The organism is Rathayibacter iranicus NCPPB 2253 = VKM Ac-1602 (genome assembly GCF_003149025.1).
Classification (GTDB): Bacteria; Actinomycetota; Actinomycetes; order Actinomycetales; family Microbacteriaceae; genus Rathayibacter; species Rathayibacter iranicus.
On the sequence record NZ_QGDV01000014.1, the window covers coordinates 1 to 12738 of the forward strand.

A 12738-nucleotide genomic window follows, 5' to 3' on the forward strand; every position below is an offset into this window, starting at 1 on the left:
TGAGCTGCCTTACGTTTTCTGGACCGGGTAAATAGTTGTCTATGCGGCAAGATCTCGGGTGAGCCATGCCTGTTCGGCTTCGTTTGGTGTTCGGTAGTCGAGTCCGGAGTGAAGTCGTTTCTGATTGTACTGCAATTCGATGTATCGCGCTACATCTCGTGTGGCTTTTTCCTTCGTTGGATACTGCGTTCGATTGCATCGCTCGTTCTTCAATGTCCCGTTGAACGATTCGGCCCACGCGTTGTCCCAGCAGACGCCGGTGCGACCCATTGATTGCCTGATGTCGAGCCGTTTGGCGGTTTTCCCAAATTCCGCTGAGGTGTATACGGATCCTCGGTCGCTGTGGAAGATGGTTGTGCTGACGCGATAAGGTTGATTTCGTGCGGCCATCTCGAGGGCTTCTGTAACGAGTTCGGTCCGCATGTGGTCCGCGAGGGCGTACCCGACGACTTTCTTCGAATAGCAGTCGAGAACGGTTGCGAGGTAGACCCATCCCTCCCAGGTGCGGATATATGTGATATCGCCGACCCACTTGCATCCGGGCTGTTCGGCCGTGAAGTTCCGCTTGACGAGATCGGGGATATCGGCCGGGTCGCCCGGGATCGTTGTCGTCGGACGCCAGGGCTTGGGCTGGCAAGGCTCCAGGCCCGCGGCGCGCATGAGCCTGCGGACGGTCTCGTCGGCGACAGGCCGACCCCACCGCGCCAGCTGGGCGCTGACGCGGCGGTAGCCGTAGGTCCCGTCCGAATCGGTAAATGCTTTGCGAATAAGCTTTGTGATATCGGTGCGCCATTGAGCGGTTGCCGAGGTCTTCCGATCACGCCATTCGTAATAACTTGACCGGTTCACGCCGACGATCTGGCACATTTCACGGATCGACGCCGATTGGCGGGGTTCGCGTTCTTCGTGTTGAATAAGCTCGAGCTTGGTGCTCAGTGCAACTTCTTCGCGAAGAACGCGGACGCTTTTCCCAGGAAAAGGTTCTCCGCCTCGAGTTCCCGGATCCGACGCTCAAGCTCTTTGATCCGCGCCCGGTCTTGTACGGTCAGCTCTTCTTCACCCTCACCATTCGAACGGCGATACGCAGCCACCCAATTCGTGAGAGTCTGCGGAACAAGTCCGAGGTCTCGAGCGACATCGGCGACAGGGCGCGACTTATCTATGACTTCACGCACGGCCTCGGCGCGGAACTCCGGAGAATACTTCCCACGGGAACTTGACATCCCGATCATCCTTTCGGTCAACGCGGCAATCATACCAATTGCGCGGTGGTCCAGAAACAATGGGGCACCTCAGGCTACCGGAGCGTTCATCACAACCTGTAGCTGTTGTCAGGTTCCATCCGTGGCTCGGACACGGAGTGGTTGGCACGCGTGGTCTATTTGACGGGGTGGTCTCAGGATGAACAAGGGAAGAGCAGGCAGCCGCACCTCGGTACCATCGACGCAGTGGTCCTCCCTTTGATGGCCCTGAGCGCACAAGGGCGACGAGACGTCGAAGGGACGCGCTATGAGCATGCGTATGTATCCCAGATCGATGTCCGCGCAGGGAGCGCACCCTGGTTGGACCTCGAAGCGGAAACTCAGCTCCCGGTCACAATGACGTCCTCGTCCGGGATCGAGTCAGCAGCGTTCGTCGGACTTCGGATCGAGTATCAGTTTTTTGGGGTTGTGCAGACGTTTCAGGAGATCGGGCGCTGATAGATGCGTGGGTGTGTCGACTTGATAGACGCTATGGATTTCACCCTCGGTCCATCCGCTGATGCAGAACGCGGACGATGTCCACGCCTCCGGTCTCGTCGTTCGAGCGATAGAACCGCGCACCGCTGCGCTGCCGACGCTGCAGTCTAAGCACCCCTCGCGGATCTCGTCACGCGACGGCAGGTATTCTCCATGCCCTGATAAGCGCGATTACCATAGACCAACCGCCCTACTGAACCCGCACGGCGCGGACGACATCGGCGGCCCGGATCTCGCGCATCGTCGCCTGAAGTGGCACGTCTTCTCGCCACGCCACCGGGTCGAAGATCGCCTCCCAGGATGCCTTGAGCTCGGCCCAGAGCGCGTCGGGCCAGTCAGCGAGCGGCAGGCGCTCATACGCCTGGGCGCGAGACCGAAAATCATCGTCAAGCGCAGTCCAACGCGCGTCCCACGCCTCGTCACTCTCACCAGGGCGAACGGGTACGTGGAGGAAACGGTTCAGCACCGCATGCCAGTCCGGTCCGGATGGGCGGATCACGCCAATCTGCGACGACACTATCCTCGCTGGCCTGGTGGGCGCTGAGCTCGACAGGGCAGGCGCGTGATGAGCGCCGACGTCCTCCGCAACTGGGCCAGCGGCGACCTCGCTCTCGAAGCCGCCATCGAGCTGCTGATCCGGTTCAACCGGGGGCAACTCCTCAGCGGCCCCTGGATCCGCCGCAACACGGTCGGCGGGTTCTGGTTCGACGCGGAGATGGCCCTGTCCGAATGCGGACACCTGAGCGGCGGCGAACGGCGCGTGCTGGCGATAGTCTGCTCTCTAGCCAGCGGGGACCATCCGGTCGACCTCGGAGACGCAATCACGGGCATCGACCATGACGCGCTGGATTATCAGATCCGAGTCGTCGAAGGCCTTCACGGGATCCTTGGCATCGAGCTGCTTGACATCAGCTTTGCACTCGATCAGCACCACCATGTCCGGTGTGCCAGGCGCTGTGATGATGAACTCGGGATAACCGGCGGCCTTGCCCTTGCCGGTCTTCGACGCTCTAGAGAGGCCTTTTCGGATCTCCTGGACGACCGACTGCTGCTTCTCAACGACGATCTCGTCCGGATCGTCGTAGTAGCCCAGCTCGCGAAGGCGGCCCTCCACCAGGTCTTCGGTGATTCGCTCGTTGGCCATCGGTCAGGCGTCCCGGCCTCGTACAAGCATCACCAGGCGGAAGTGCTTCGTCACTTGTTCCCGCTGCCAGACGTTCCTCCGTGACGAAACTCCACCACGTCCCCGTCCTGCATCACGTAGTCCTTCCCCTCGATCCGCGCCTTCCCCTTCGCCCGCGCCTCCGCGATCGACCCCGTCGTCACCAGGTCCTCGAATGAAATGACCTCCGCCTTGATGAAGCCCTTCTGGAAGTCCGTGTGGATGACCCCCGCGGCCTGAGGAGCCGTCCAGCCCTTCCCGATGGTCCACGCGCGCGTCTCCTTCGGCCCAGCCGTCAGGTAGGTCTGCAATCCCAGCGTGTCGAAGCCGATCCGCGCGAGCTGGTTCAGGCCTGACTCCGTCTGCCCCGTCGACTCCAGCATCTCCGCGGCGTCCGCCTCGTCCAGGTCGATCAGTTCCGACTCGATCTTCGCGTCGAGGAAGATCGCCTGCGCGGGCGCCACGAGCGCCGAAAGCTCGGCCTTGCGCGTCTCGTCCGTCAGCACGGCCTCGTCCACGTTGAACACGTAGATAAAGGGCTTCGCCGTCAGCAGCCCCAGCTCGCGGATCGGCTCGAGATCGAGCGAGGAGGCGGACAGCGGCTGACCTGCGTCGAGGAACGCACGCGCCTTCTTCGCGGTCTCGACCACGATCGGCTCGATCTTGCGACCCTTCAGCTCCTTCTCATAGCGAGTCTCGGCCTTCTCGAGAGTCTGCAAATCGGCGAGGATCAGCTCAGTGTTGATGGTCTCCATGTCACTCGCGGCGTCGACCCGGCCGTCAACGTGCACGACGTCCGAATCCTCAAAGCCGCGGATGACCTGCGCGATCGCATCGGCCTCGCGAATATTCGCAAGGAACTTATTGCCCAAGCCCTCGCCCTCGGACGCGCCGCGCACGATGCCGGCGATATCGACAAAAGAGACGGGGGCCGGGAGGATGCGCTCGGAGCCGAAGATCCCGGCGAGCACCTCCAGGCGGGGGTCGGGCAGGTTCACGACTCCGACGTTGGGCTCGATGGTCGCGAACGGGTAGTTCGCCGCGAGGACCGTGTTCTTGGTCAGCGCGTTGAAGAGCGTCGACTTACCGACGTTGGGGAGACCGACGATTGCGATAGTGAGAGCCACGGGCATCCATCCTACGGCGTGGCCGCGGAGGGCCAGGGCGGTGACCGCGCGCCGAGGCGGGTGGCGTCCGAGGTGCGTGAGACGCTAGAGCGTGCCCATCGACTTCACCGCCATCGACTTCGAGACCGCCAACTCACACGGAGCCTCCGCCTGCTCGGTCGGGCTCGTGAAAGTTCGCGACGGCCGCGTCGTCGACCGGGCCGGCTGGCTGATCCGGCCCCCGCTCGGCTTCGACGACTTCCTCGAATGGAACACGCGCATCCACGGCATCCGCAAGCACGATGTGCGCGCCGCCGCGTCCTGGGTCGACCAGTTCGCCGACCTCGTCGCCTTCGCGGGTGATGACGTCTTCGTCGCACACAACGCGGGCTTCGACATGGGAGTCATCCGGGCAGCGTGCGCCGCGACCGCCCTCGAACACCCCGAGTACGACTATCTCTGCTCGCTCCAGCTCGCCCGAAAGACCTACGAGCTCGAGTCCTACCGCCTGCCCGCCGTGGCGATGGCTGCGGGCTTCGAGGACTTCCGCCACCACGACGCGTCGGGCGATGCGGAGGCGTGCGCGGCGATCGTGATGCACGCCGCCCGGCGCCACGGAGCGGCGAGCATGGCCGAGCTGGGCGAGTTCGCCGGTGTCTCACTGAAGCGCTTGCGACCGAAGGCCACCGTTGCGGCCTAAGCGCGCGGATCGCCGAACCAGATACTGAAGATCCGCCAGAAGTTGCGATTGCCCAAGGCCGAGCACGCGTCGCCCTCCCCGTACAGATTCGCGAGGGCCGCTGCATTCGGCTGGTACGGCGTGTAGTAGTAGAGCCCTGCCGTGGCGGCGTTCGCTATGGTCACCGGCGCCGTACCGCAACCCTGGCCGGGCGAGTAGCGGATGTCGCGCGTCTCGCCCACTGGGTACCAGTCGAAGCTGCTCTCGGGGCTGCGGTAACGCTGGAATTGCCAGGCCGCTCCATAGACCTGAGCCGCGAATCCATACAAACCGCTGTCGCAGTCGGCCGTGTCCGGGCAGCCATAACCGGTGGCGCTGCGGAATTGCCGTTCGCTCGGCGCTGGATCCGTGACCAAAGACTGCTCCTTTTGCAGCAGCACGAGCAGCACAGCCGGATTCACGCCGCACGCACCCGCGACCGTGCTGATGATCTCGGCTGCCGAGCGCTGCCGCCCTGCGGGCACCCCATCGCACTGCTCGTCGCCCATGATCGCGGCGGTGTCCTCGGAGTAGTCGCGCAAGCACGGCACGGCCCCGCCCTGACACACGGGCACCCGGGCGTTGAGGAACGCCTGCACGGTCAGAGGTCCGAGCGCGTCGGCGTCGAAGAAGACCTCGTCCGAGACGATGTCGCCTGGGTCGAAGTCGGTGGCGACGGGCCCGGGTTGCAGGAACGTCCACATGCGCACCGTCTGCGACTCCCCTGGTGCAGCGGCGTGCCGGGTCGAGTCAGCCGCTCCTCCGACCAGGAGAGACATCAGCGCCGCGATCACGAGCGCCCCTCCCCGCCGGCGTCGGGCGCCGGTCGGGGACGGTGCGGTCGGAGTCATCCCTCCCCGCCAGTGGTGCGACCCGCGGGCGATCAGCCGCAGGGGGTGAGGCGCGCAACATCCTCCGAGAGGGTGGTCGGACCGCCCAGCAGGACGACTCGCTTCGCTCCCGACTTGGCGATATCGGTCAGCACCGCCCGCGGCACACAGGTCGGCGGCACGGCGAACAGAGGACTGTTCGCATAACCGGCGGCCGTGGCTCCGGCCAGGGCGTCCGGGAAGTTCTCTCCGGTAGCCAAGAACACTGTCTTCGCGCTCGTGAACGCCGCGCGGTTGAGCTGCTCCGACGTGTCATAGCGATCCACACCGCCGATCCGCTTCACGGTCGGGACGCCAAGAGAGGAGACAATACCGTCGCTGACCGAGAGCGCGTTGCCTGCAACAGTCAGTGTCTGCACCTTGAGACCCGAGACGATCCCGCGGGTCACTGCATCGGCGGAGGTTCCGGTGCCATTGACGAGGATCACCGGAGCGTCGGCCGAGCCTGCCGCAGCGCTGGCACCGAGCGCATCCGGGAACTTCTCGCCCGTGGCGAGCCAGGCGCGCGAGGATCCGCCGGAGAAGGCGTACTGGATGATCCGCTTCGACGTGTCGTAGCGGTCCTTCCCGCCGATCCGCTCGACCGCCGGCGCATAGCCTGTGAGCTCGTTCAGGAGGCTATCGCCGACGCTGAGTGCCGAGCCGACGACGACGATCTTCCCAGGCTTGAGGCGGGCGAGTTCATCACGGACCGGCTGCGACATCGAGTCGCGGTCGACGAGCAGCAACGGACCGCCCTGCTTGGCCGCGGCCGGCGCGGCGCTCAGAGCATCAGGGAAGTTCGCGCCGGTCGCGATATACACGACCGGGACGTTGGCGCCGAAGACCGCCTTCGAGATCTCGACGGCCGTGCCCTGGCGGTCGGCGCCAGCCAGCCGAGTGACATCGACACCGGCAGAGGTGCTGACGCTCGAGCAGCCCAACTCCTTCGACCCCGGACCGCGAGAGTCGCCCGAGCCGACCCAGCGGTTCCACTCGACGGAAGCGGCACTGACGCACACCTGATAGGTGCCGGGCGCCGAAATGGGCGCTGTGGCGGTGAAGCCGTGCGCCCGGCCGGCGACCGCGAACTCGCCCGGAATATCGCCGCGATCGGAGTTGGCGCTCTGGGTGCGGACCGTCTTCGAGCCGTCTGGCGCCGTCACAGTGACCGTGGTAGAGAGCGCGGCTTGCTGCGTGGTCGGGTCAACGGCCCAGCCCGACGCGGTCAGCGTGCTCCCCGAGATGCGCGGGGCGTCGATGCGGCCGGCCGGCGCGATGCCGGCGTTCGCGAGCGTCCCCGCCGGGTTCCAGTCGCTGAAGAGGTACCAGAAATTGATATTGCCGTAGGTCGCGCAGTTCGAATTCCCACTGCCCGTGAGCGCGTAATCGTTGGGCTGATACGGCGTGTAGTAGTAAAGATCGGCCGTGGCCTGGTTGCGGATCGTCACGGGAGAGGATCCGCACGCCGCGTTCGGGTAGTACAGGATGTTCGGCGTCGTTCCGGGTGTGAACGCGGTGAAGTTCGAGCCGGATCCCGGCGGGTTGGCGTAGCGCTTGAACTGGCGGGCGGCGCTGTAGACCTGGGTGAAGAAACCCGCGGAGCCGGGGTCGCATGCGGCGGTGTCGGGGCAGTTGTACCCGGTGGCCTTGGCGTAGTCCTCGGGGGTCGGAGTCGCATCGGTGACGAGACTGCGCTCCTTCTGCACCAGCACCACGAGGGCGAGCGGATTGATGCCGCAGGCTGCCCCGACGCGAGTAAAGATCGAGGCGGCCGACTCGCGGCCTGAGCCCGAGTAGGCGCCGCACATGGCGTCGGCGGCCTTCGACGGAGTGGCCTGCGCGAAGTCCTTCAGACACGGCGCACCACCGCCCGTCGTGCACCGGCTGCCCTTGTCGTCCAGGAGTGACTGCACCTGCGTAGCGCTTAACGCGTCGCCGTCAAAGAAGTTGGCGTCGCTGATGATGAAACCGGCACGGAAGCTGCGGGTCTCGTCCGGGTCGTATGCCTGCGTACCCTGATCCGGCACGCCGAGGTCGGCATGGTCGAGCGACGGGTCGAGAGCGCCCGTCTCGACTGAGACGGACGATGGCGTCGGTGCATCCTCGGCCGCCGAGGCGGAACCGAGCGGAACAAGTGCGGTGCCCAGCCCAACGGCCAGTGCGAGCGCCGCCGTGAGCAGACGCGATGAGCTGTGGTGATTCCCCATGGTTGCGAAGCCTAACCGCCGCCGACCCTCTCTCGTGTCCCCCTTTTAGAGGACGTGGCGCAACGGGCCGCCGATGTCGGAGGTACATGATCTCATCAGCGGCATGGAACTCTCTTTTGTCGTCGGCCTGCTGGTCGGCGCGCTTGTCGCCGCCGTCGTGTCGATCCTGCTTGCCCGGTCACGCACTCCCGATGCTGCCCTCGCCCTCGAACTTGCTACTGCCCGAGCACGGGCCGACGGGCTCGAGGAGCGGCACGAGGCCGTCGCAGAGCAGCACCGCGAGCACCTCGGCTCCGCCCGCGACCAGATCCGTGAGCTACAGGAGCAACTACGCGCGGTGGCGGAGCGGGAGCGCCACGACGCGCGCATCCTGCAGACCCTCTCCCCCGTCGCCGAGAGCCTGCGCGGAATGCAGGAGGCGGTGGGTCGCCTCGAACGCGAGCGCGCAGCGCAGTTCGGCGCGATCACCGAGCAGCTCGAGGGCCAGCGAGCCGCGGGTGAGCAGTTGCGGTCGACGACCGAGACGCTCGCCTCCGCACTGCGCTCGAATACGAGCCGCGGCGCGTGGGGCGAGACGCAGCTGCGCAACGTGGTGGAGGCTGCCGGGCTGGTTCAGCGGGTCGATTTCGACGTGCAGTTCAGCCTCGAAGGCGAGGCGGGTCGCGGCCGCGCCGACATGGTGGTGCGTCTGCCGGGCGGCAAGGCGATCGCGGTCGACGCGAAGGTCCCGTTCGATGCCTACCTCGAGGCGAGCGCGATCCCGGCGGGCGCAGGCGGCGAGGAGGAAGCGCGCCGCGCCGGGCTCCTGCGCGCGCACGTCCGCGCCCTCCGCGGTCACATCGACGCGCTTGCAGCCCGCTCCTACTGGACGGGCCTGCCGGCCAGCCCCGAGTTCGTCATCGCTTTCGTGCCCAGCGAACCACTGCTCGCGAGCGCGCTCGACGCCGATCCGAGCCTCCTCGAGTACGCGTTCGGCAAGAGGGTGGCACTCGCCTCGCCCGTCACCCTCTGGTCGGTGCTCAAGACCGTCGCCTACACCTGGCAGCAGGACGTCTTGACGGACGACGCGAAGCGCCTGCTCGATCTCGGCAAGACGCTCTACGCCCGGCTGGGCACTCTCGCCGATCACGCCGAGGGGCTGCGCCGCTCGCTCGAGAAGACGGTCGACTCCTACAACGCCTTCGCTGGCTCGCTCGAGAGCCGGGTCCTGGTCACGGCGCGCCAATTCGAGTCCCTCGATGAGTCGCGGGTGATCGCACCGATCGGAGGCGTCACCGCGTCGCCGCGTCGCCTGACCGCGGTTGAGTTGCGCGGGTCAGAGGACGAGCGAAGTGCCTAATCGCCGGCTCCCGTACGCCGCCCTCAGGCCTCTCGACCGGCGGGTTCCTGCTGGTCACACAGTCCGCGTGAAGGGTCCGAACTCTTCGACCAGGCCGAGCGTCACGACAGTTCTAGACCCACTTTTCCGCGAGGTGCTGGGCTGTGACACGGCGGATGGTGCCCGAGCGCGAGCGCAAGACGATCGACTCCGTCGTGATGACGTGTCCCTCCTTGCGCACGCCCTTCACGAGCCCGCCGTTGGTGACCCCCGTCGCCACGAAGTACGTGTTGTCGCTCCGGACCAGATCGTTCGCGTGGAGCACGCGGTCGAGGTCGTGCCCTGCGGCAATCGCCCGCTGACGCTCGTCGTCGTCTTTGGGACGGAGGATCCCCTGGATCACGCCGCCGAGCGCACGGATAGCACACGCTGTGATGATCCCCTCCGGCGTCCCTCCCGTGCCAACGCACATGTCGAGTCGGGAGTCGTGCCGTGCGGCGTTGATACCGCCAGCAACGTCGCCGTCGAGAAGCAGCCGGGTCCCTGCACCCGCCGCACGGATGTCCTCGATGAGCTTCGCGTGGCGCGGGCGGTCGAGCACCGCGACTCGCATCTCGTCGACCGGCTTGCGCTTGGCGCGGGCCAGCGCACGGATGTTCTCGCCGATCGGTCGCTCGATGTCGATGATGCCGACGCCCTCGGGCCCGGTGACGATTTTCTCCATATAAAAGACAGCGGACGGATCGAACATTGCGCCGCGATCGGCCACCGCAATCATCGACAGCGCATTCTGGCGCCCGGCAGCCGTGAGTGACGTGCCGTCGATCGGGTCGACCGCAATGTCTGCGGCTGGCCCCGAACCGTTGCCGACGTGCTCGCCGTTGAAGAGCATGGGCGCGTTGTCCTTCTCTCCCTCACCAATCACGACGACGCCGTCGAAGTTGACGGTGCCGAGGAAGGTACGCATCGCGTCGACGGCGGCCCCGTCGGCGGCGTTCTTGTCGCCCTTGCCGATGAACGGCACGGCGCGGATCGCGGCAGCCTCGGTGGCGCGGACGAGTTCCATGCCGAGGTTGCGATCGGGGTGGAGGTAGAGCGAGTCGCTGTCCCTCATCGAATCGTTGTCGATCACTGAATCGTTGTCGGTCACTGAGCGGAGTCCTTCGTCGTCGAGTTCGTGCACGTCGTCGCAGGACCCGCGGTGCGGATCCCCATCCCGCTCGAAGCCTAGCCCAGCGGCCCTCCACGACAGGAGGGCCACCGCAGGGCCTCCTCGCTAGACTCGACCGGGTCGCGGGCCTTGCCCGACCCCTCCCGTTCATCCGTCAAAGGAGATGCCATGCCCGTCGCTACCCCGGACCAATACGCAGAAATGCTCGACAAGGCGAAGACCGGCGGATTCGCCTATCCGGCGTTCAACGTCTCTTCCTCGCAGACGGTCAACGCTGTTTTGCAGGGCCTCACTGAGTCGGGTTCGGACGGCATCATCCAGGTCACGACCGGCGGCGCCGACTACTTCGCCGGCCACACCGTCAAGAACCGCGCCGCAGGCGCCATCGCCTTTGCGAAGTTCGCGACCGAGGTCGCCAAGAACTACCCGGTCACGGTCGCGCTGCACACCGACCACTGCCCGCAGAACGCGCTCGACGGCTTCGTTTACCCGCTGATCGCCGCCTCCGAGGAGGAGGTCAAGGCAGGCCGCGAGCCGCTGTTCCAGTCGCACATGTGGGACGGATCCGCGGTCCCGCTCGATGAGAACCTGGCCATCGCGAAGGAGATCCTCCCCCGCGTCAAGAACATCAACGCCATCCTCGAGGTCGAGATCGGTGTCGTCGGCGGCGAGGAGGACGGCGTCTCGCACGACATCAACGAGCACCTCTACACCACGCTCGACGACGCGATCGCGACCGTCGAGGCACTCGGCTTCGGCGAGCAGGGCCGCTACATGGCCGCGCTCACCTTTGGCAACGTCCACGGGGTCTACAAGCCGGGCAACGTCCGTCTGCGCCCTGAACTGCTTCGCGAGATCCAGGACGGCCTCCAGCAGAAGTACGGCACCGATGCCCTCCCGCTCGATCTCGTCTTCCACGGAGGCTCCGGCTCGACCGATGAGGAGATCGCGGAGGCGGTCCGCAACGGCGTCGTGAAGATGAACATCGACACCGACACGCAGTACGCATTCAGCCGCTCCATTGCCGACACTGTGTTGAAAAACTACGACGGCTTCCTCAAGGTCGACGGCGAGGTCGGTAACAAAAAGGTTTACGACCCGCGCGCGTGGGGCAAGATCGCCGAGACCGCCATGGCCGCGCGCGTCGCCGAGGCGACCCGTCAGCTCGGCTCGGCCGGCAACTCCGGGAAGTAGGGCTCCTCTCCGTGACGAACGCACACGATCAGCCGGGCGCAGGGCGTCCGGAGCCGCAGTACGGCGAGTACGCGCCGCCCGGCTGGTCGTGGCGACCCCCGGAGGACGCCGTGGTGGTGCCCGATCCCCGCGGATCAGGGACCGACCGGCGACCCGCGTCGGCTCCGGCCAAGCCCGTGGTCGCGCATCCCGTCGACCGACTGCTCACCATCGTGCTGCTCGCGCTTGGCGTCTTCTTCGCCGTGCCGGCACTCCTCGATCCGTCGAGTTTCGCCGTGACGCTGCAGGAGTTGTATCGGACGCAGGGCATCGGCAACTATGCCTCGCCCGAGCTCGCAAGGATCCTCGGGGTCGTCGTGGCGCTCGCGCAGTCGTTGATCGTCGCGTTCGCGGTGTGGATCTCGATCCGGCGCCTGCGTGCGGGCAAGCGCGCGGTGCTCGTGCCGATCCTCGGCATCGCCGCGACGGTCCTGCTCTCGTTGATCGTCGCGGCGATCGCGATCCTTGGCGACCCGACCTTCGCCGAGTACGTCACACGGATGTCGTCCTCGCAAGCTGGCACGGCCACCTGACCCGCTGAACACCAGTGGATCGCCACCTGTCGCCGCCACCTGCTTCACCGACTACTGAACTCGCGATGCCGGATAAGGACATCACAGTGACCCTAATTAGGCGTAGTGGATATTAGAGGACGCGTTAGCGGAGACTAGAGGGCGCCGAACAGGAGCGCCGCCATGACCGCAGACCTTCCCGCCGCTGTACGCACCTCAGCGATCGAGATCGGCGCCAGCCTCGCCGGGTGGCGGAAGATCCTCGGGCTGACCGCCGAGCAGGTCGCGGACCGCGCGGGCGTCACCCGAGTGACCCTCCGGAAGGTAGAGCACGGCGACCCGAGCGTCGGTTTCCACGTCGTCCTCCGCGTCGCCCGGGCTCTCCGCGTCCTCAGCACCCTCACCGAAGCACTTGATCCCTTGAAGACCGACGTGGGTCGCGCGCGCTGACCTCCTCGTGCGACAGCGCGTCCGATGACTGCGCGCGACTCACTCGAGGTCCACGTCGAGATCGACCGCGCTCCTCCGCGCTGGACCCACAGCTCAGCCTCTTCGTCGGCACCCAGCAGACCTCTGGCCTGCCCGGTGCCGTCGCCGATTCCGCTCCCGATCGCTGGGGTCGAACCCTGATCGTGAAGCGCGAGCTGGCTCTGGCGCGGAACGAATCGCGGACGCGCCGCGCTTTGGAGTTGTTCGACAC

13 protein-coding genes are annotated in these 12738 nt (G+C 66.1%); 7 read left to right on the forward strand and 6 right to left on the reverse strand.

Features of this window, described 5'->3' with window-relative positions:
* Positions 1 to 39: 39 nt before the first annotated feature.
* Positions 40 to 1223, reverse strand: a protein-coding gene (locus tag B0H03_RS12760; protein ID WP_104266489.1) for an IS3 family transposase whose coding sequence is annotated in 2 segments (ribosomal slippage) — positions 40 to 971 and positions 971 to 1223 — 1185 coding nt in all. Because the reading frame shifts where the segments join, the coding sequence is not laid out codon by codon here.
* A gap of 141 nt (positions 1224 to 1364) precedes the next feature.
* On the opposite strand from B0H03_RS12760, the gene B0H03_RS17515 reads away from it, so the two are divergent.
* Positions 1365 to 1700: an AvrD family protein gene (locus tag B0H03_RS17515; protein WP_419956915.1), complete on the forward strand. Its 336-nt coding sequence runs from the start codon at positions 1365 to 1367 to the stop codon at positions 1698 to 1700.
* Positions 1701 to 1929: 229 nt separating this feature from the next.
* Here B0H03_RS17515 and B0H03_RS12770 read toward each other — a convergent pair whose 3' ends face one another.
* Positions 1930 to 2256 carry a hypothetical protein gene (locus B0H03_RS12770; protein WP_104264278.1) on the reverse strand — a complete coding sequence of 109 codons (327 nt, stop codon included), beginning with the start codon at positions 2254 to 2256 and terminating at the stop codon, positions 1930 to 1932.
* A gap of 48 nt (positions 2257 to 2304) precedes the next feature.
* Here B0H03_RS12770 and B0H03_RS16670 point away from each other — a divergent pair, with 48 nt between their 5' ends.
* Entirely contained in the window at positions 2305 to 2967 is a 663-nt protein-coding gene (locus B0H03_RS16670; RefSeq protein WP_160487364.1) for a hypothetical protein, read from the forward strand.
* Here B0H03_RS16670 and ychF read toward each other — a convergent pair.
* Complete coding sequence (gene ychF, locus B0H03_RS12780) at positions 2934 to 4028, reverse strand: redox-regulated ATPase YchF (RefSeq protein WP_104264277.1); 1095 nt, start codon at positions 4026 to 4028, stop codon at positions 2934 to 2936. The two genes, B0H03_RS16670 and ychF, sit on opposite strands and share 34 nt — an antisense overlap.
* A 91-nt stretch (positions 4029 to 4119) precedes the next feature.
* Here ychF and B0H03_RS12785 point away from each other — a divergent pair, with 91 nt between their 5' ends.
* Positions 4120 to 4707 (forward strand): 3'-5' exonuclease, encoded by a 588-nt coding sequence (locus B0H03_RS12785; RefSeq protein ID WP_104264276.1) that lies wholly within the window; start codon positions 4120 to 4122, stop codon positions 4705 to 4707.
* Here B0H03_RS12785 and B0H03_RS12790 read toward each other — a convergent pair.
* Positions 4704 to 5576, reverse strand: coding sequence for a hemagglutinin (locus B0H03_RS12790; RefSeq protein ID WP_127843936.1), 873 nt, complete (start codon positions 5574 to 5576; stop codon positions 4704 to 4706). The two genes, B0H03_RS12785 and B0H03_RS12790, sit on opposite strands and share 4 nt — an antisense overlap.
* A 32-nt stretch (positions 5577 to 5608) precedes the next feature.
* A complete protein-coding gene (locus B0H03_RS12795) occupies positions 5609 to 7804 on the reverse strand; it encodes a cell wall-binding repeat-containing protein (RefSeq protein ID WP_104354310.1) in 2196 nt (731 codons plus the stop codon).
* A gap of 103 nt (positions 7805 to 7907) precedes the next feature.
* On the opposite strand from B0H03_RS12795, the gene B0H03_RS12800 reads away from it, so the two are divergent.
* Positions 7908 to 9143 (forward strand): DNA recombination protein RmuC, encoded by a 1236-nt coding sequence (locus B0H03_RS12800; RefSeq protein WP_202130169.1) that lies wholly within the window; start codon positions 7908 to 7910, stop codon positions 9141 to 9143.
* A gap of 112 nt (positions 9144 to 9255) precedes the next feature.
* Here B0H03_RS12800 and glpX read toward each other — a convergent pair whose 3' ends face one another.
* Positions 9256 to 10236, reverse strand: a complete 981-nt coding sequence (glpX, locus tag B0H03_RS12805) for a class II fructose-bisphosphatase (protein ID WP_104264289.1) — start codon at positions 10234 to 10236, stop codon at positions 9256 to 9258.
* Positions 10237 to 10461: 225 nt separating this feature from the next.
* On the opposite strand from glpX, the gene fbaA reads away from it, so the two are divergent.
* The 3 genes from fbaA (at position 10462) to B0H03_RS12820 (ending at position 12488) form a co-directional block, all read left to right on the forward strand.
* Complete coding sequence (gene fbaA / locus B0H03_RS12810) at positions 10462 to 11487, forward strand: class II fructose-bisphosphate aldolase (RefSeq protein ID WP_104264272.1); 1026 nt, start codon at positions 10462 to 10464, stop codon at positions 11485 to 11487.
* A gap of 11 nt (positions 11488 to 11498) precedes the next feature.
* Positions 11499 to 12059, forward strand: a complete 561-nt coding sequence (locus B0H03_RS12815) for a DUF6264 family protein (RefSeq protein ID WP_104264271.1) — start codon at positions 11499 to 11501, stop codon at positions 12057 to 12059.
* A 162-nt stretch (positions 12060 to 12221) separates the two neighbouring features.
* On the forward strand, positions 12222 to 12488 hold the full coding sequence (locus tag B0H03_RS12820) for a helix-turn-helix domain-containing protein (protein ID WP_104264270.1): 267 nt from the start codon (positions 12222 to 12224) through the stop codon (positions 12486 to 12488).
* Positions 12489 to 12738 lie beyond the last annotated feature (250 nt).